At 65.4% G+C, this 17,559-nt stretch carries 14 protein-coding genes and 1 pseudogene; 7 read left to right on the top strand and 8 right to left on the bottom strand.

What is annotated here, in order from left to right:
* The first annotated feature begins 79 nt into the window (after positions 1–79).
* A complete protein-coding gene (locus tag AB4Y44_RS04845) occupies positions 80–472 on the top strand; it encodes a hypothetical protein (protein WP_342919848.1) in 393 nt (130 codons plus the stop codon).
* Positions 473–487: 15 nt separating this feature from the next.
* Here the strand turns inward: AB4Y44_RS04845 and AB4Y44_RS04840 are convergent, their stop codons facing one another.
* Positions 488–1,399: a CHAD domain-containing protein gene (locus AB4Y44_RS04840; RefSeq protein ID WP_368698854.1), complete on the bottom strand. Its 912-nt coding sequence runs from the start codon at positions 1,397–1,399 to the stop codon at positions 488–490.
* Between the two features lie 231 nt (positions 1,400–1,630).
* Here AB4Y44_RS04840 and AB4Y44_RS04835 point away from each other — a divergent pair, with 231 nt between their 5' ends.
* Complete coding sequence (locus tag AB4Y44_RS04835; protein ID WP_342919850.1) at positions 1,631–1,999, top strand: NUDIX domain-containing protein; 369 nt, start codon at positions 1,631–1,633, stop codon at positions 1,997–1,999.
* 110 nt (positions 2,000–2,109) lie between these two features.
* Here the strand turns inward: AB4Y44_RS04835 and AB4Y44_RS04830 are convergent, their stop codons facing one another.
* Positions 2,110–2,598, bottom strand: a complete 489-nt coding sequence (locus AB4Y44_RS04830; RefSeq protein ID WP_368698853.1) for a hypothetical protein — start codon at positions 2,596–2,598, stop codon at positions 2,110–2,112.
* A gap of 230 nt (positions 2,599–2,828) precedes the next feature.
* Here AB4Y44_RS04830 and pstS point away from each other — a divergent pair, with 230 nt between their 5' ends.
* Positions 2,829–3,854, top strand: coding sequence for a phosphate ABC transporter substrate-binding protein PstS (pstS, locus tag AB4Y44_RS04825; RefSeq protein WP_342919852.1), 1,026 nt, complete (start codon positions 2,829–2,831; stop codon positions 3,852–3,854).
* 81 nt (positions 3,855–3,935) lie between these two features.
* Here the strand turns inward: pstS and AB4Y44_RS04820 are convergent, their stop codons facing one another.
* From AB4Y44_RS04820 to AB4Y44_RS04810, 3 genes are all read right to left on the bottom strand, one after another.
* The gene (locus AB4Y44_RS04820) at positions 3,936–4,133 is read right to left on the bottom strand and encodes a DUF3562 domain-containing protein (protein WP_342919853.1); all 198 of its coding nucleotides are present in this window, start codon (positions 4,131–4,133) and stop codon (positions 3,936–3,938) included.
* A gap of 136 nt (positions 4,134–4,269) precedes the next feature.
* Positions 4,270–4,989 (bottom strand): response regulator, encoded by a 720-nt coding sequence (locus AB4Y44_RS04815; RefSeq protein ID WP_342919854.1) that lies wholly within the window; start codon positions 4,987–4,989, stop codon positions 4,270–4,272.
* Positions 4,982–6,436, bottom strand: coding sequence for an ATP-binding protein (locus AB4Y44_RS04810; protein WP_368698852.1), 1,455 nt, complete (start codon positions 6,434–6,436; stop codon positions 4,982–4,984). The genes AB4Y44_RS04815 and AB4Y44_RS04810 overlap by 8 nt, the downstream gene beginning before the upstream one ends.
* Before the next feature lie 232 nt (positions 6,437–6,668).
* On the opposite strand from AB4Y44_RS04810, the gene AB4Y44_RS04805 reads away from it, so the two are divergent.
* From AB4Y44_RS04805 to AB4Y44_RS04790, 4 genes and pseudogenes are all read left to right on the top strand, one after another.
* The gene (locus tag AB4Y44_RS04805; RefSeq protein ID WP_368698851.1) at positions 6,669–7,400 is read left to right on the top strand and encodes a response regulator; all 732 of its coding nucleotides are present in this window, start codon (positions 6,669–6,671) and stop codon (positions 7,398–7,400) included.
* A 346-nt stretch (positions 7,401–7,746) separates the two neighbouring features.
* Complete coding sequence (locus tag AB4Y44_RS04800) at positions 7,747–8,328, top strand: glycosyltransferase family 9 protein (protein ID WP_368698850.1); 582 nt, start codon at positions 7,747–7,749, stop codon at positions 8,326–8,328.
* 89 nt (positions 8,329–8,417) lie between these two features.
* A complete protein-coding gene (locus AB4Y44_RS04795; RefSeq protein WP_342919858.1) occupies positions 8,418–9,290 on the top strand; it encodes a glycosyltransferase family 9 protein in 873 nt (290 codons plus the stop codon).
* Between the two features lie 7 nt (positions 9,291–9,297).
* Positions 9,298–10,308, top strand: a pseudogene (locus AB4Y44_RS04790) (glycosyltransferase family 4 protein); the annotation flags it as partial.
* A 9-nt stretch (positions 10,309–10,317) separates the two neighbouring features.
* Here AB4Y44_RS04790 and AB4Y44_RS04785 read toward each other — a convergent pair.
* From AB4Y44_RS04785 to AB4Y44_RS04775, 3 genes are all read right to left on the bottom strand, one after another.
* Positions 10,318–11,220: a transglutaminase N-terminal domain-containing protein gene (locus tag AB4Y44_RS04785; protein WP_368698849.1), complete on the bottom strand. Its 903-nt coding sequence runs from the start codon at positions 11,218–11,220 to the stop codon at positions 10,318–10,320.
* Positions 11,217–13,850 carry a circularly permuted type 2 ATP-grasp protein gene (locus AB4Y44_RS04780; RefSeq protein ID WP_368698848.1) on the bottom strand — a complete coding sequence of 878 codons (2,634 nt, stop codon included), beginning with the start codon at positions 13,848–13,850 and terminating at the stop codon, positions 11,217–11,219. The genes AB4Y44_RS04785 and AB4Y44_RS04780 overlap by 4 nt, the downstream gene beginning before the upstream one ends.
* Positions 13,851–13,927: 77 nt before the next feature.
* Positions 13,928–17,386 carry a DUF2126 domain-containing protein gene (locus tag AB4Y44_RS04775; RefSeq protein WP_368698847.1) on the bottom strand — a complete coding sequence of 1,153 codons (3,459 nt, stop codon included), beginning with the start codon at positions 17,384–17,386 and terminating at the stop codon, positions 13,928–13,930.
* Positions 17,387–17,559 lie beyond the last annotated feature (173 nt).

Raw genomic sequence — 17,559 nt, 5'->3', positions numbered from 1 at the left:
CGGAAGCGCCCGACGCTTGACGCCTGCTTCTGCGGGAAGCTAACTGACGGTGATCGGTACCCGAAAGCGAGGTGAAGCAATGAGCGCTTCCCGCAATCTGGCTAACAGCCAGCTTACCGTCCTGCTCCTGATCCTTCTGGTGCATGGCACGGCCAATGCCGCCGGCGATCGTGCGGCGCCCACCGCCTCACCTGGTTTCGAACCGAGCGAGCTTTCGACGGACTGCGTCGACCGGGAATATCGTGGGAAAAATGCCAGACTGGGACTCGACTACACCGACCTGATCAACAACTGCGGCGCATCGGTCATCATCACGTGGCAGTCGTTCAACAACGGCGCGCCACAAACGGAAGGCGGGGGAATGGGCCAATCGGCGTGCATACCGCCCGGCGGTTCCATCACCACCGCGTCGCGCGAGCGGCTCGGCACGGCGAGTGAGAACCTTCCCGTTAGCGTCGTGACCTGCCAGTGATGGCAGCTTGCTGGTTCAGTCGGTAATGGCTCTCACCCTTCGCGAGGCCACGTCGATTCGCTGGTACTTCAAGGCTTCCAGCCACTGCAATGACTTCTCGACGATGTCGGCAGGTACCTCGTCGAATGTCGTGTTGCGGATCAAGGTCTCGCTCGCGGCAATGTCGTTGAACTCCCCCAGCGTCTTTTGCACGGACGTGAGCTCCTTGATGGTGCGCTCGTGCCCGCCTTTGATCACGGGTTGAAAAAACTCGAGCAGATAGCGCAGCTTTTTACCGGCCTTGCGCACGTCATGAAGACTCTCCTCGTGGCCGGCCTCGCTTCGCGCGGCGCGTCTGCTGCGCTTTCGAAGCGTGCGCTGAGCCATGCGGACTCGCCGCCTGGCAAACGCGCGGATCGGCAGATCATCGCAACTCGACTGCAGCGTGGTTTGCGCGCGCAGCACGGCGTCGTTCAGAAATGCCTCGACGGCGTCGCTCTTGATCATCGCCTGGCTATGCGCCACCGCTTGCGCGCGCTTCTCGCGCGCGGCGCTCACGAGCAGTTCGATGGAGGCGTCTGACTTCTGTGCGGTTTTGAGGAGATCGCCTGCGATGTCCCAGTCGCGCGTTCCGCCCGCCACGGCGGCCAGGCGCTTGAATTCTTCGCTGGCGTGCGCGGTGGCTTCCTCGCCGAGCCAGGGCGAGTACGCCCAATACAAGGCACGAAGTTTTCTGAAGGCCACCCGAAGCTGATGAAACGCTTCGGGGTCGACTTCTGTTGCCAGGGATTTCGTTCTTTGCACCACTTCGACGACCACTGGCATGGCCAATGACGAGAAGGTGCTGGCGATGGAGGTCTTGCTGGTGAGTGACGCGGCGGAGCGGCGCCGATCGATTCTGAAGCGAGTGCGCGGCCGTGGCAGCGGCCAGTCACCGTCCATATCCATTTCAACCTCGAGTCTCACAAGAACAGGTTGGCCCAAACCATACCATACGGCCGGTTGGCAATCTAATCTTCGTGACGATTTGATGAAGTGTGCAAATTCTGACAAGTTGACAGCCTTTGCGTCGCCGGCAGGTTGAACTTCTGATTTTCTGTATTACGATGCTTACCTACATCAGGCGTTGCCATGCGGATGTATCGAGAAGCGCCCCCCGGAACGAAGTGGGAGTTCGAGTTGAAGAAACGGGCCACCGTGATCTGTCGTAGAGGTAAGCGAATACTCCTGGTAGCACGCAGTCAGTCGAAGTGGGCACTACCGGGTGGCATGTTGAAGCGCGGCGAGCATCTTACGGAGACCGCGCTTCGGGAACTCAAGGAGGAGACCCGGCTGCTGGGCAAGTCGGCCAGGTATCTGTTCGACATTCGCGGCAAGCAGAAACACCACCACGTCTTTTCCTGCGAAATACCGAGGCAGGCCAAGGCACGGCCGAGCAGCGAGATAGTCAGGTGTCGATGGGTCCATCTCGACGACATCCCGCGCCTGCTCACCAGCGGTCCAACAAACGATATCGTGCGGCTGATCAACCAGCGGCGCAGGAAATAACACCACGGCCCTCGTGGTGAAGGATTGAACGCCCACGGCGTTCAATCCGGATGCATCTGCCTTCCTCAGGCAGATACCCCAAGCCCAACATCACCAACGCTTCGCGCCCATCAGGCGTTTTCGTCGCCTTTGGCCGGACGGCCCGTCTTGACGGTCTCGAGCGCTTCGATCGCAGCCAGCAGCCGCTTCTGCGGGGTCGCTTCCAGCAATTGAAGGCCGGCGCGCAAAAGTTCGCTCTTTCTCACCGCTACACCGGCCTCCAGGCACTTGCGCTTGAGGAGGGCGATGCGCTGGTAGTCCGTCTTGGGCATCGTGAAGCTGTCGCGCACGACCTTGTCTTTCTTCACGCGCTTGGCCTTGACCTTTTCGGTGGGGGCGGCCGCAGGTGCAGGAGCCAGTGCCTCTGCTGCGCCGTTAGCGGGCTTCGCCGCCGCTTTGGATACGGCCTTTTTGCGTTTGGACTTTACCGCCGCTTCCGCTGCAGCTGCCGCAGCGGGCTTTGCTGCTTCGCTTTGCGCTTCCGCAGTTGCCTCGGCTGCCGCGGACTTCGGGAAGTGGAACGTCTTCTTGGTGGGTTTGCGTGTGGTCGCTACAGTCATGTCGATCTCCGGTCTGAAAACAGTATAAACAGTATATACGGTTTATTGCGACGTTCCACCCGCGCCGCGATCTGCCTTCGAACCTGTTCAGTGAGTCCTTGCTAACACGTCTGCTGAATGGTGACGTCAGCATTCGCAAGTTCTCTTTTGCGATCGACTGCAGTGTCACCCAATCGTCACATTGCGAACGTAACGTCCAGCGCATCAATAACGATTTTAAGGAGTACGGGATGAGAGTCAGTCTCTTTGCGATTGTCATTCTCGCGCTGGGCACGGGCATCGCCCAGGCTGCGGATATCACGGGCGCGGGCAGCACCTTCGCAGCGCCGATCTACACGAAATGGGCCGACGCCTATCAGAAGTCGGGCGGCGGCAAGGTGAATTACCAGGGCATCGGCTCGTCGGGCGGCATCAAGCAGATTCAGGCCAAGACCGTCGACTTCGCGGGTTCGGATGCCCCGCTGAAGGATGACCAGCTGGCCAAGGACGGCCTGTTCCAGTTCCCGACGGTGGTCGGCGGCGTCGTGCCGGCGATCAACGTGCCGGGCGTGAAGCCGGGCGAGATCACCCTGTCGGGCCCGGTGCTCGGCGACATCTACCTCGGCAAGATCAAGAAGTGGAACGATCCGGCCATCGTCGCGCTGAACCCGAAGGTCAAGCTGCCTGACCTCGACATCGCCGTGGTGCGCCGCGCCGATGGCTCGGGCACCAGCTTCATCTGGACGAACTACCTCTCGAAGGTCAGCCCCGAGTGGAAGAGCAAGGTCGGCGAAGGCACGACCGTGAACTGGCCGACGGGTACGGGCGGCAAGGGCAACGACGGCGTCGCGGCCTTCGTGCAGCGTCTGCCGGGTGCGATCGGCTACGTCGAGTGGGCGTACGCGAAGCAGAACCACATGGTCTACGCCGCCATGAAGAACGAAGCGGGCGCGGTCGTTCAGCCGAACACCGAAACGTTCAAGGCGGCGGCCGCCGGCGCGGACTGGAAGAAGTCGTTCTACCAGATCCTCACCAACGAGCCGGGCAAGGACGCATGGCCGGTGGTCGGCGCGACCTTCGTGCTGCTGCACACGGCGCAGGACAAGCCTGAGCAGGGCAAGGAAACGCTCAAGTTCTTCGACTGGGCCTTCAAGAACGGCTCGTCCGCCGCCGATAGCCTCGACTACATCTCGCTGCCGGAGTCGGTCGTGAGCGAAATCAAGTCGCAGTGGAAGGAGAAGGTCAAGGACGCGAGCGGCAAGCCGATCGCACCTTAACCTGCAGTGTAATGCGGGCGCGCGCATGCATGACGCGCGCCTGCATCTCCAGCCACTCAGAGCGTTCGGGGCTTCACGAGCCTAGTGTGCGTCTGTGCGCAAACTCCGCAGATTCTCGCGCACGCGCCGCGCGACCAGCACGGTCAGATAATCCATGATGCGCGCGCCGTCGCTGAATGCTGCCCAGGTTTCTTCGTACATCCTGGAAACGGTCTCCATGGGAGCATGGGTCTCGGCTGCAATCGCCTTTACGAGTTCTTCTGCGGCGTGCTGGTTCATCGATGCCTCCATGCGTATAGAGGGGAACGCGGGAAGGCCATTAGACTGCATCGCGCGTCCGGCACGCCAATACATTTAGCCTATCTACTGGCGCCTCTCGTTCGATGCGGATTCGTCGGTGTACAGCCTGTCAAATTCATTCACCGGCAGGCGCGATCTCCAGGCGATAACCCACACCGTAAATCGAGCGGATCATGTCCTGCTCGGGCCGGATCGACTGGATCTTGCGCCGCAGGTTCTTGACGTGCGAGTCGATCGTGCGGTCGGCCACGACCCGGTGATCGTCGTATAGCGCGCGCAGAAGAAAGTCGCGCGCGTAAATGCGGCCCGGGCCCGAATGCAATAGCGCAAGCAAACGAAATTCGATGGGCGTGAGGTGCAGATCGCGGCCGTCCAGGCGCGCGGCGTGTTGCCTAACATCGATCGAAAACGGCGAGGCCGCGGTGCCTTCCGCCTCCTGGTGCGCTCGCGCCAGCAGTTCGGCACGGCGCAGGATCGCTTTCACACGCGCCACGACTTCGCGCGGACTGAACGGTTTGCATACGTAGTCGTCGGCACCCAGTTCGAGCCCGAGCAAACGGTCGATTTCGTCCACGCGCGCCGTGATGATCATCACGGGTATCGCGGAGGACGTGCGAAGCTCGCGGCACACGTCGAGGCCGCTGCGTCCAGGCAGCATCAGGTCGAGCAGCACCATCGACGGTTGGTGTTCGCGCACGTAGGGCACGACCTCGCGGCCGTCGGCCACGATCGCCGTGGCGAAATCCTCCTTCGCGAGGTAGTCGGCGAGCAGGGCCGCGAGCTTGGGCTCGTCTTCGACGATGAGGATGGACGGCCGCGTGGTCGGATCAATCATGATGCGTGTGCAGGCGAGGAAGTTGGACCAGGATCCGCAGCCCACCGAGTGGGGAGCGCGATGCCTCGATGGTGCCGCCGTGCTGCTCCACGATGTGCTTGCACAATGCGAGCCCGAGACCCGCCCCCCCGCTTTGACGGCTGCGCGATGGGTCGACGCGGAAGAACCGGTCGAACAGATGCGGCAGCAGCGGCGCAGGAACCGGCGGAAACGAATCTTGAACGTCGACATGAATGTCGTTGTCGTTCGACGTGACCGAGAGCCTCACGCGGCCACCGGCATTGGTGTAGCGCAGCGCGTTCTCCAGCAGGTTTTTCCACAGTTGCGTGAGGCGATAAGGATCGCCCGAAAGCGTGGCATGAGCGTCGTCGGGATCGAATTCCAGCGCGATGTCCCTGGCGGCGAGGCGCTCGCGAAATACGTCACATGCGGCCTCCACGATGGGGACGAGATCGAGCGGCACTTTCTCGAACGAGAGCTGGCCGATGTCAGCCAGCGAAAGTTCGTAGAGGTCGTCGATCAACTGGCTGAGCATTGCTACTTCGGACTGCAGGGAAGCGATGGTCGCCGTGTCGGGTCGGCGCACGCCGTCCTCGATCGCCTCGAGTTCGCCGCGCAGCACCGAGAGGGGCGTGCGCAACTCATGCGAAATATCGGCGATGAAGTCGCGCCGGTCGCTTTCGGCCTTTTCGAGCGATGCCGCGAGCCGGTTGAAATCGCTCGCGAGCATCTGCAATTCGTCGCGGCCTTTGGCCGGCACGCGCGTGGCGTAGTCGCCGCCCGCGAGGCGATGCGTGGCCGTGACGATCCGCTTGATCGGCGTGAGCAGCATATGCGCGAGGATGATCGACATGGCGGCGGAGAGCAACGCGGTAAAGCCCACGATGATCCACGTCGCCTGCAGCTGGCGGTCCTTGAAGCGTTGCTCCGCCTGGTTGATGAGCGAGTTGGGTCCCGCCACCGCGATCCACCCGACCGTTTGGCCCTTGACACGCAGCGGATGGCGTACGGCGTCGGGCGGCGGGGGCGGCCCCGCGCTCGTGACGCGCTTCATGTTTGCGTCGTAAAGCGTGTAGGGCGGGCGAAACGGCCGCGGGCGCCCGGCAAGGCCGGGGGCGAGGGGACCGCCGTTGCCATCGTCGCTGTGGAAGCCGCCCGGCGCATCGGGCGGGCGGCCGTCGCCCGGCGGCGCGCCTGGCGGCGGCCCGCCATCGAATGGAGGTCGGTCTTGCGTGGACTCGCGAGCGAAATCCCAATTGCCATGCTGGGTGTACGAGGCTTCCAGTTCCTGCTGGAGCGCCGCCAGTTCGCTCGCACTTTGCTCCTGCAGAAAATCCACGAAGCCGAATTCGAAACTCGTCCGGATCGCGACGCCCATGGCCACGGCGGCGAGCACGCAAGCCGAAAGAATCGCGAGGAAGAGTTTGGAGGTGACGCTGACTTTCATGACGGGTTCAGCAGGGAGCAATACAGGCGAGTGCGAAATTATTCGGCACTATTTTCGCCCGAAGCATACCGTAAGGTATACGTGGCCCGTCCGAATCCACACTTTCTCCAGATTTCCCTTCTTTTTCCTGCACCGTTGTTCCGTATGATCCGCTGCAGATCGAAGCGCATCCATGCGTTCGTGCGCGGGATCCGGATGGAATGACGTGCATCACAGAGGAAGGGACAGATCGATGGACATTCACGTGCTGCTTGTCGAACCCGATCAGGCGTATCGGGACGACCTGCGTACTTATTTGCAGCGGCAGGAGATCGCGGTGTCGGTGCTGTATGGCGTCGAGCGGCTGGAGCAGCGTCTCGCGCGCGAAACGCCTTCGCTCATCATCCTGCGGCACGATGCGCTCAGGATCGACGGCATTGCAGCGCTGCGCACGCTGCGTGAGCGAGGGTGGCTGACGCCCGCCATCATCGTGAGCGAGTCCGCCGACGTGGCCGACAAGGTGCTTGCCTTCGAATTCGGCGCCAACGACTATATGGTCGATCCGTTCGATCCGCGCGAACTGCTCGCGCGCCTGCACCATGCATTGCGCTGCAAGATCGATTACCCTGCGTCGCCGCGTAGAGAGACGAAGTACGTCTTCGACGGCTTCGAACTCGACGCCATCGACAACCAGCTGTTCAGGGACGGCCTCAAGATTCCCGCGCCTCCCCTGGTGCTCGCGGTGCTCGCGGTGTTCGCCGCGAACCGCCTGCGGCCGCTTTCGCGCGAGCGCATCGTAAGCATGATCGATCGCAATTCGTCGCTGCACGCGCGCAGCGTCGACGTCGTCGTCTTTCGTCTGCGCAAGCTGCTCGGCCTGTCGCCCTGCGGCCGCCAATATATTCAAACGCGTTACAGGGATGGTTATGTGTTTTGCCCTGACGACGCGCTTCCCGATCTGGACCAGGCTGCTGCCCGCGCGTAAAAAAACCCGGCGATGCGCCGGGTATGCAAAGGGTTGAAGGTAAAGCACCGTTCATCAGCGGTCGAGGCTTCCCGCGCAATGTCAGGCGAAGACCAGCGTAGCAGGTGACGTCGCATTCACGAAGTCCAGAAACATTGCTAATTCTTTACGTGTAATCGGGCCCGTAACGTTCGCGCGCGCCGGCGTGGCGTCAAAGAAATGCGCAGAAAGATCACGTAACCCCCAAATCGCGCCACAGTGGCACCATGCGTGTCCATAGCCGAAACCCGATCAGACACGCAACCGATGCCACAGCCCGCCCGTGTGAGTCACGCACAGCACGACACGCCTGGACGACGGCAGGTGCATGGCGCAGCGCTTTGCGGCGTTCGCAGCGGCTCATTTCGGATTGCAAACCGTTGAGATATCGAACGGTATTCGTGCGCCGCTGGAGTTTCAGCACCGCCGTTACGCCCAACGCGTGGCGGTGCATCCGGAGGCCAGCACGGCCGACAAGTGCTGGCTGGCGCGCCGCTTCATCGGGTTATCCCGGCGTTTGAGCCGGGAAGGCTTCGCGCCTGAGTTCGTGGTTCCCGACAGCGAACGTTCGCGCTGGCTGCCGCTTGCCAGCGTAGCGCCGCCGTTGCGCTCGTTTCGCGATACGGCCGGGCTTGCGGCGTGGCTCTACGAATCGGGCTGGTTTATCGGCAACGATTCGGGCCTCGGGCATCTTGCTTCGGCACTCGGCATTGCGACGCTGACCGTATTCCGCCGGCGCCGCGTCGCGCAACGCTGGCGCCCGGGGTTCCAGCACGGCGAAATCGTGCTGCCGCCTTGGTGGGTACCGACCGCGGGGCTCAAGGAAAAGTGGTGGCGCGAAAGCATCTCAGTGAGACGCGTGCAGCGCGCGTTTCGGGTATTGCGGGCGCGCGTGGCGTCGATTAACTGAAGCCTCGATCGCGATAAACGCATGTTGGGGTTCTCTACGCATGCTGAATATAAATTTAGTCTTGCTAACGTATAAAAATTCGCACGAAAATGAAAATACAGATCCAGGGCAGTGTTGCAGTGGCGTTGCCGCCGCCGATCGGCGATAGCCTCATCGGGCTCGTGCTCGTCAACAATCTGATTCGCAACGGCTACCGTCCCATTGTGTTTGGCTGGGTCGCCGAGCAGCTCGCCGACTGGTTTCCCCATATGACGGTCGGGTATCAGGCGGCGTATGCGGGTGCCTTCGAAACGGTGATCGAACTGCGTCCGACCGAGTTCGGGCCGATGCTGAGCCGCACCGGCAAGACATTGCGTCTGGCTGACCTGCCCGAATACGGCGGCGGGAAGCACATGGTCGACCGCGTCGTCGATATTGCCGCGAATGTGTTCGGGTTGCGCGGCGTGACGCATTCGAACGGCCTCGTCGTGCCGCCTGGCGTGCAGCGTGGCCGTTTCGCGGATCGTGTCGTGATCCATCCGACCGGCAGCCACCGGGAAAAAATGTGGAGCCGCGAGAAGTTTCTCGCGCTCGCCCACGAACTCAAGCACGCTCATTTGCATCCGAGCTTTCTCGTTGCGCCCGGCGAGTTCGCCGCCTGGCGGCAAAGCACCGTGCAAGGCCACGAAGTTCACTCGCTGCCGCGACTCGAAGACGTGGCGACGTGGATCGCCGAGTCGGCGTGGTTCATCGGCAACGACTCGGGTCTGGGCCACCTCGCTTCATCGATCGGCGTCCCCACGCTCACGCTTTTCATGCGGCGCGGCCTTGCCCGTACGTGGCGCCCGTGCTGGGGACCCGGCCAGGTCGTATTGCCGCCCAACGTCATCCCGTTCGGCAATGTCAAGGAGCTGCTATGGACGAAGCTGCTCAGCGTAAGCCGTGTGATGGCGCACTTTCAGGCGCTGCAGGCGCGCTCATGAGCGCAAGCTCGACCACGCGCTGCCGGAGTATGCGATGGTCGAGCCGCATCGCATCAACGTATCGTTTCTGCCGGGCAAGCTGCGCGACGCCTGGTTCTCGTGGCGGCTGCGCCGTGCGAAGCGCGTCGCGAACGTCGACGTCATGATCGGCTGCAACCGGGTCGACAGTTCGGATATCGCGGTCTGTGGCGGCACCCATCGCGGTTTTCTGCGCGCAACGGGCCGTAGCCTCAAGCTTGCCGACCGTTGGCAGATTGCGCTGGAAGAACGCCTGTATGCCAATGCGGCAATCATTCTCGCGCACTCGCCGTTGATGCGTGACGAACTGATCGAACTGTACGGGATCGATGAAGCCAGGGTGCGCATTCTGCGTCCCCCGGTCGATACGGCGCGTTTCACGCCCGTCGATGCGGCGGCTCGCGCTTCGCTGCGCAAGCGGCTCGGCTTCCAGGACAACGAGTGCGTGCTGCTCTTTCCGTCGAGCAGTCATGTGCGCAAGGGACTCCCGCTCATTGAAGCCGCCGTGCAAGACCTGAAGGAACCCGTCGTCGTCGCGGTAGCGGGCCGCCCGGTGGCCAGTCACTCGCCGCATGTGCGCTACATCGGCTTTCAGCGCGATATCGAAGACTGCTTTCGCGCGGCGGACTTCACGATCCTCGCTTCCGCCTATGAGCCGTTCGGGCTGGTGGGGATCGAATCGGTCATGTGCGGCACGCCGGTGATCATGCCGTCGACGATGGGTTGCGGCGACGTCATTGCCACGCATGCGAAACACGTGTTCGAGCGGGGAGATGTGCGGTCGCTGCGCGAGACGATCAGGCGTGCAGTCGCCAATCGGGCTGTCGTGAATGGTCGGCGCATGCGAGAAGTCGCCAACGAGAACGGGCAAGCCGTGCTGTACGACGCCAGCGTGGCCGGGCACGTCGACTCGCTGCTTTCGCTGGCCAGCCAGGTTCACACCAGGTGGAGCATCAGCCCGTTGGCGCCTTACGCGGCGCCGCTTCGACGCTGCGTCTGAGCGCGGCTGTCATTCCGCGTTCACATTGACCGCCACGTCCACCCGATGCGCGCCGCCGCCAAGAATGACGCCGCGCAGGAGCGACACGTCGGTGTAATCGCGGCCGATGGCGAGCGTCACGTGGCCCTGGTCGGCGAGCACGTCGTTGGTCGGATCGAGATCGATCCAGCCGGCAGAGGGTGCAGACGGCGCCGAAGGCACGTAGAGCGACACCCACGCATGCGAGGCGTCCGCGCCGATCATCGGTTGAGCGCTTTCGGGCGGGTCGTTGCGCAGATAGCCGCTCACGTAGCGCGCCGCGAGCCCGATCGAACGCAGGCAGCCGATCATCACCTGGGCAAAATCCTGACATACGCCATGGCGCAATTCGAAGGCGCGCGCGGCGGGTGTGTCGAACGACGTCGCCGAAGGGCGGTACACGAAGTCCGCGTGGATGCGATGCATCAGGTCGATCGCGCCGGCCAGAACCGGGGCGGCGGGCGCGAAACTCTCCAGCGCGTAGGCGCGCAGTTCCGGCTGCAAGGCGATATTCGGCGAGGCGAAGCAGAACTCCGACTCCGCACGGAAGGCGCCGCCCGCCGTGTAACGCAGCGTTTGCGCGACATCTTCCCAGGCCGGCGTGCTGTCTGCGTCGAGCGTCGCGTAGCGCGGCGAGAGCAGCACGCTCGTTTCACTCGTCATCTGCAGATAGTCGTGCGGCGCATCGAACGAGAAGTAGAGGACCTCGTTGCCGAAGGCGTCGCGGCGGCTCGTCTGATACGACGGGGCGGGTTCGATACGCTCGCGGTGCGCGAGCACGCGCTGCCAGGGCAGGTCGAGCGGGCGGATGGTCGCGAGATGCTGCGCGGTTTCGACGAGCGTCGAATAGCGGTAGGTCGTGCGGTGCGTGACCGCGAGGCGCGTGCCGGTCATGACCAGACCTGTGCGGCGAGCGGCACGGCGTGACTGAACCAGCGCGCGCTGATCTCGTTCGACATCGCGGCCATGCGCTCGGCGAGGCTGTCGCACAGTGCGGTGAGCGCGGGGTAGCGGCCGTCGTCGCCGGGCTCGCAGAGCGCCTCCAGCGTCGGCAGCGCCTCGACGGGCGCGAGCTGCGAGGCGAACGGCTCGCGTTTCGGGCCGCGCGCCGCCTGGGCGATTTCGTCGAGCCGCGCGCGCAGCCGCGCATAGACGCCGTAGAGCCCGCGCGGATTGGTCGGGTCGGTCACGATCACGTCGAGCAGGGCAGGCACTTCGAGGCGCCCCGGATACAGCGAGCGATACGTGAGCGTGCTGTCGAACAGCTGCAGCAGCACGTCGAAGCCCGCGGGCGTGGCGAGCGTGCGTTCGTGCGCGGCGATGCGCAGCATGGTGGCCAACGCGGCCACGCGTTCGATATGGCGCCCCGCGAATAGCAGGCGCCAGGCTTCGTCGCGGGTCATACGGTCGCCCTGGCAGCCGCTGATGGCGCTCAACTGGGTGGCGAGCGCATCGAGCGCGCCCATCAGCGCCATGCGGTCGTACGGCGTGGGACGCCTGAATTCGAGCGCCGCACCCTGACGCGCCGCCGCAGGCACGAGCGAAAGCGCGTGAAGCGCGTCGCGGAAGTCGTTGCGCGAGGCAAGCACGGTGCGCCAGTGATCGTTCGACAACCGGCCGCGAATCTCGCCGCACGCGTACGCCTGGCTCGCGAGCGTGCGGCCGATGCCCGTTGCGCCGGCATTTTCGTGCAGATTGGCCACGAGCGCGCGCTCGAAGTCGTCGAGGCTGCGCCGGGCTTCGCTGACCGTGGCGGGCACGAGCCCGTTCGCGGCGGCCAGTTCGATGAAGGTGCCGAACAGCTCTTCGGCGTCGCTGCCTTCGAGCGAGCCGAGAATCAGCCGGCACAGGCGCACACCGTTTTCGGCGCGCTCGCCGTAACGCCCCGCCCAGAACAGGTTCTCCGCCGAGCGGCTCGGCACGCGGCGGCGCTCGCGGCGCAGCTCGCCGGGCTTGATCGGGCTCGGCAGGAGCGTGAAGGTCGAACCGGGCTGGCTCGACAGCACCCAGGTATCCACGCTGCTGCCGCCCATCTGCATCGATACGGATTCCTGATGTTCGGCCGCGAGGCGCGTGAAGCCGCCGGGCAGCACACGCCAGCCGCATTCCTGGTCGGAGATCGCGTAGACGCGCAGCACGGCAGGCCGCGCGCCTAGCATGCCCGCGCCGGTTTCATAGCGCGGCGTATAGCTGTAGCACAGCGGCTGCTGGACCGTGAAGGCGTCAGGCAGTTGCTCGATACGCTCGCGCCAGTCGGCGAGCGTCTGCACGCCGGCGGCGAGTCCGGGCGGCGCGGACGGGGCGTTCGCCGCGCCCGGCCACGTCGGCACGAGCAGCGCCTCGGGCACCTGCGCGAGCGCGTCGCGCCAGGCCGCGTCTTCGCCGCACCACCAGGTCGCGATGCCCGGCAGCGCAAGCTCCTCGCCGAGCAGCGCCTGCGCGATGCCGGGCATGAAGCCGTGCAGCGCGGGCGATTCGACGAAGCCCGCGCCGGGCACGTTCGAGACCATCACGTTGCCCGCGCGCATGACCTGCAGCAGGCCCGGCACGCCGATGGTCGAGTCGGCGCGAAGCTCGACCGGGTCGCAGAAGGTGTCGTCGAGGCGGCGCAGCACGGCGTGCACGCGCTCCAGCCCGTCCAGCGTTTTCAGGTACAGCATGTCGTCACGCACGGTGAGGTCCTTGCCCTCGACGAGCGTGAGGCCGAGGTAGCGCGCGAGGAACACGTGCTCGAAGTAAGTCTCGCTGAACGGCCCCGGCGTGAGCAGCACGATATGCGCAGACGCGCCACTCACGCTGCGCTCGTCGGCGCTCATGATTGCGCGTGCGGCCGCCGCGAGCGTGGCGATGAGCTGCGAATAGGACGGTGCGAGACGATGCACCCGCATGGTGCGAAACGGCTCGGCGAAGAGGCTCGAGACGATGAGCCGGTTTTCCAGCAGATAGCCAAGCCCCGAGGGCGCTTCCGTGCGGTGCGAGACGACGGTCCACTGACCTTCGGGCGAGCGCGCGAGGTCGAGCGCGACGATTTGCAGATACTGGCGGTCGGGCGGCACGAAGCCTTTCACCGCGCGCAGATAGCCCGGGTGGCCGAACACCAGCGCGGGCGGCAGCAGGCCGCGCGCAAGCAGCGTTTGCGGCCCGTAGATATCGGCGACGATCTCATTGAGCAGGCGCGCGCGCTGCGCGGCGCCGCGCTCGATCTGCGCCCATTCGGCTTCGTCGATGATGAACGGCAGCACGTCGAGCGCCCACGGCCGCGGTCCGCCCGTGTCCGCGTAGACGTTATAGGTGATGTCGTTCTCGCGCACCTGGCGTGCGACCGACGCCGCCGCGCCGTCGAATCCCGCCACGCCCGGCTTGCCGAGCAGCCCGAAGAACTGCCGCCACGGCTCGCGCAGCTCGCCTTCTGCCGTTTGCAGCTCGTCCCAGTGTCCGGCGCGCACCGGCAGCGTGCGCAGCGGCGCGCCCGCCTGGTCGTCGCTGGCGGAGGAATCGAACGGCAGGGTGGATTGGGTCGGCAAGATCGTGGGTCGTGGCAGCGCGCCTCACTCGCGAGGCGCGCTTTCGGTTAGGGCTCTTGACGGGTTATCGGCCGCAATCAGCCGCGGCGTAGATCCAGTGTGAACGGAAATTCGAGGCTGCGCTCGGGCGGCGCCACTTCCACGGGCCCAGGCGTGTGGCCGGTCGTGAAGAAGCGCGCGCGCCGCCGGCTCTCGGCCTCGTAGGCGTTGACCGGAAACGTCTGATAATTGCGGCCGCCCGGATGCGCAACATGATACTGGCATCCGCCGATCGCGCGCGCGCTCCAGGTGTCGACGATATCGATCGTGAGCGGCGCGTGCACGCCGATGGTGGGATGCAGCGAAGCCGCTTGTTGCCACGCGCGAAAGCGCACACCGGCTACGCTCTCGCTCACGCGTCCGGTCGGCTGAAGCGGCAGCGCGCGGCCGTTCACGGTCACGACGTGGCGGTTTTCGTTGATGCCGAGCACGCGCACTTCGAGCCGCTCCACCGACGAATCGACATAGCGCACCGTCGTGCCGGCTCCGCCTTCTTCGCCCATCACGTGCCACGGTTCGAGCGCATGGCGCACCGAGAGCGCAATGCCGCTCGTCTGAAGTTCGCCGACCAGCGGGAAGCGGAATTCGAAGTGCGGCGCGAACCAGGCGGGATCGAGCGGGAATCCCGCCGCAGACGTTTCGGCGAGCACGTCGTCGAAATCCATCTGCACGAAGCTCGAGAGCATGAAGCGGTCGTGCAATTCGGTGCCCCAGCGCGTGAGGCGCTGCGTGTACGGCGTCTTCCAGAAGCGCGCGACGAGTGCACGCAGCAGCAGTTGCTGCGCGAGGCTCATGCGCGCGTGCGGCGGCATTTCGAAGCCGCGCAGCTCGAGCAGACCGAGGCGGCCGGTCGGGCCGTCGGGCGAGTAGAGCTTGTCGATGCAGAACTCGGCGCGATGCGTGTTGCCGGTCACGTCGATAAGGATGTTGCGCAGCGTGCGGTCGATGAGCCAGGGCGGTACGCGCGGGCCGTCGTCGAAGGGGCTTCCGAAGCCGCGCAGCAGATCGACCTGACGCTCGATCTCGGCGAACGCGACTTCCAGTTCGTAGACCTGATCGTTGCGCGCTTCGTCCACGCGCGGCGCCTGGCTCGTCGGCCCGATGAAGAGGCCCGAGAACAGGTACGACAGCGACGGATGGTTGTGCCAGTAGGCCACGAGGCTCGCGAGCAGGTCGGGGCGGCGCAGGAACGGGCTGTCGGCGGGCGTGGCGCCGCCGAGCACGAGGTGATTGCCGCCGCCGGTGCCGGTGTGGCGGCCGTCGAGCATGAACTTCTCGGTGGAGAGCAGGGTTTCGTGCGCAGCCTGATAGAGGAATTCGGTGCGCTCGACCAGCTCGTCCCAGTTCGACGACGGGTGGATGTTCACCTCGATCACGCCGGGGTCGGGCGTGACCTGGAGCATTTTCAGGCGCGGGTCGCGCGGCGGCGGATAGCCTTCGATCACGACGGGCAGCGCCAGCTCGGCGGCAGTGGCTTCGACGGCGGCCAGCAGGTCGAGGTAGTCGTCGAGCTCGGCGAGCGGCGGCATGAACACGTGAAGCTGGCCTTGCGCGCGGCCGAAGGCGGCGGCTTCGGCTTTCGGCCCGGCGGCGCGCGCGGGGTCGCGTGCTTCGACGCACAGTGCGGTGCGGTGCGTCCACGCAGCGGATTCGCCGCGCTCGGGGTAGCGGTTTGTTTCGGGTCCGTTCGCGCCCCCCGCGCTTCCCGCGTTTTCTTCGCGCCGCGACGACGCGGCAGCATCGAAGCCCGCCTCGTATTGCATGCGCAGCTCGGCCGCGCTGCGCAGCGGCGCCGGCGCGGCGAACGGATCGCGCGCGTGCTGCCACGGGTAGTCGCCCGCCGCGACCCACGGCAGCGAATCGAGCGGCAGACGGTAGCCCATCGGCGAGTCGCCGGGAATCAGGTACATGCGCTCGTCGCGGAAGAACCACGGGCCGCTGACCCAGCGCGGCCCCTGCAGGGCGGGCTGGGCCGCCGACAACTCGCCGCGCTCGCACGCAAGCGGCAGCACGTAGCCGGTCACGGTATCGAGGCCGGCGTCGAACACGCGGCGCAGCCGCACGCGTTCCAGTTCGTCGTCGAGGCGCGAGTCGAACGGATCGACGTTCACGGGCAGGCGGCGCTCGCGCCACAGGTAGTACCAGGTGTCCTCGTAGCCGGGCTGCACGTGTCGCGGATCGACCGCGAGCTTCCCCGCGAGGTGTTCGATGAAGCGCTGGGCGTCCGCCGCGGTGTGGTGGGTCGGCGAGCGCTCGTCGGCGAAGAGCGCGGGATCGCGCCAGCAGGGCTCGCCGTCCGCCCGCCAGAAGAGCGAAAGCGCCCAGCGCGGCAACTGCTCGCCCGGGTACCACTTGCCCTGGCCGATATGCAGAAAGCCCAGTGCGCCATAGTGCGCGCGCAGTTTGTCCATCAGCGCGATGGCGTAGCGGCGCTTGGTCGGGCCGAGCGCATCGGTGTTCCATTCGGGCGCGTCGCGGTCGCCCGCCGCCACGAAGGTCGGCTCGCCGCCCATGGTGAGGCGCACGTCCTGGCCGGCGAGCGCGGCGTCCACCTGGACTCCCATCGCGTGCATATCGGCCCATTGCGCTTCGGTATAGGGCTTCGTCACACGCGGCGTTTCGAGCACGCGCGAGATCGACATGGCATGCGAAAACTCGACTTCGCATTCGTCGAGCGCGCCCGAGATCGGCGCGGCGCTGCCGGGCTCCGGCGTGCATGCCACCGGAATATGGCCTTCGCCCGCGAGCAGGCCCGAGGTCGGATCGAGCCCGATCCAGCCCGCGCCCGGCAGATAGACCTCGCACCAGGCGTGCAGGTCGGTGAAGTCGGCCTCGGCGCCGCGCGGGCCGTCGATCGCCTTGACGTCGGGCGTGAGCTGCAGCAGATAGCCCGACACGAAGCGCGCCGCGAGCCCGAGCTGTCGCAGCGTCTGCACGAGCAGCCAGCCCGTGTCGCGGCACGAGCCGGAGCCTTTCTCCAGCGTTTCCTCGGGCGTCTGCACGCCCGGCTCCATGCGGATCAGGTAGCCGATCTCGCGTTGCAGGCGCTGGTTCAGCTCGACGAGGAAGTCGATCGTCACACGCGGCGTGCGATCGATCGTCTCGACGAAGGCGGCGAAGCGCGGTGTCGGCTCGCTGTGCGCCAGATACGGCGCAAGTTCGGCGGCCAGCTCGGGCGCGTACGCGAACGGAAAGCGCTCGGCGCTCGGTTCGAGAAAGAAGTCGAACGGGTTGTAGACCGCCATTTCCGCGACCAGATCGATCGTGACGCGGAACTCGCGCGTCGGCTCGGGAAACGCAAGCCGCGCCTGATAGTTGGCGAACGGGTCCTGCTGCCAGTTGACGAAATGACCGGCGGGCTCCACGCGCATCGAGTACGAGAGGATGGGCGTGCGGCAGTGCGGCGCGGGTCGCAGGCGCACTACGTGAGGCGCGAGGCGCACGAGCCGGTCATAGCGATACTGCGTGACATGGTTTAACGCGACACGGATGGACACACCCGACTCCTCGATCGACGTGGATGGAACGGCGGAAAAGGCGCACGGCGCAGCGCGCCTATGATGCGCATGGCAAAAGTGCAGGATGTGACAGCGGCGGCCGCGCGAGGGCGAGGCACGCGGCGTGCTGCGCGAGGCACAGCGGAACGCGCGACCATCACAGGAATGCGGCA

Origin of the sequence: Paraburkholderia sp. BR10937 (assembly GCF_040965695.1) — a bacterium.
Classification (GTDB): domain Bacteria; phylum Pseudomonadota; class Gammaproteobacteria; order Burkholderiales; family Burkholderiaceae; genus Paraburkholderia.
This window is presented reverse-complemented; position numbering and strand designations above follow the sequence as displayed.

Bases quoted from the DNA above. Each gene is read 5' to 3' on its own strand.
- AB4Y44_RS04845 (WP_342919848.1), top strand. From the start codon at position 80: ATGAGCGCTTCCCGCAATCTGGCTAACAGCCAGCTTACCGTCCTGCTC.
- AB4Y44_RS04840 (WP_368698854.1), bottom strand. From the start codon at position 1,399: ATGGATATGGACGGTGACTGGCCGCTGCCACGGCCGCGCACTCGCTTC.
- AB4Y44_RS04830 (WP_368698853.1), bottom strand. From the start codon at position 2,598: ATGACTGTAGCGACCACACGCAAACCCACCAAGAAGACGTTCCACTTC.
- pstS (WP_342919852.1), top strand. From the start codon at position 2,829: ATGAGAGTCAGTCTCTTTGCGATTGTCATTCTCGCGCTGGGCACGGGC.
- AB4Y44_RS04820 (WP_342919853.1), bottom strand. From the start codon at position 4,133: ATGAACCAGCACGCCGCAGAAGAACTCGTAAAGGCGATTGCAGCCGAG.
- AB4Y44_RS04815 (WP_342919854.1), bottom strand. From the start codon at position 4,989: ATGATTGATCCGACCACGCGGCCGTCCATCCTCATCGTCGAAGACGAG.
- AB4Y44_RS04810 (WP_368698852.1), bottom strand. From the start codon at position 6,436: ATGAAAGTCAGCGTCACCTCCAAACTCTTCCTCGCGATTCTTTCGGCT.
- AB4Y44_RS04805 (WP_368698851.1), top strand. From the start codon at position 6,669: ATGGACATTCACGTGCTGCTTGTCGAACCCGATCAGGCGTATCGGGAC.
- AB4Y44_RS04800 (WP_368698850.1), top strand. From the start codon at position 7,747: ATGGCGCAGCGCTTTGCGGCGTTCGCAGCGGCTCATTTCGGATTGCAA.
- AB4Y44_RS04795 (WP_342919858.1), top strand. From the start codon at position 8,418: ATGAAAATACAGATCCAGGGCAGTGTTGCAGTGGCGTTGCCGCCGCCG.
- AB4Y44_RS04785 (WP_368698849.1), bottom strand. From the start codon at position 11,220: ATGACCGGCACGCGCCTCGCGGTCACGCACCGCACGACCTACCGCTAT.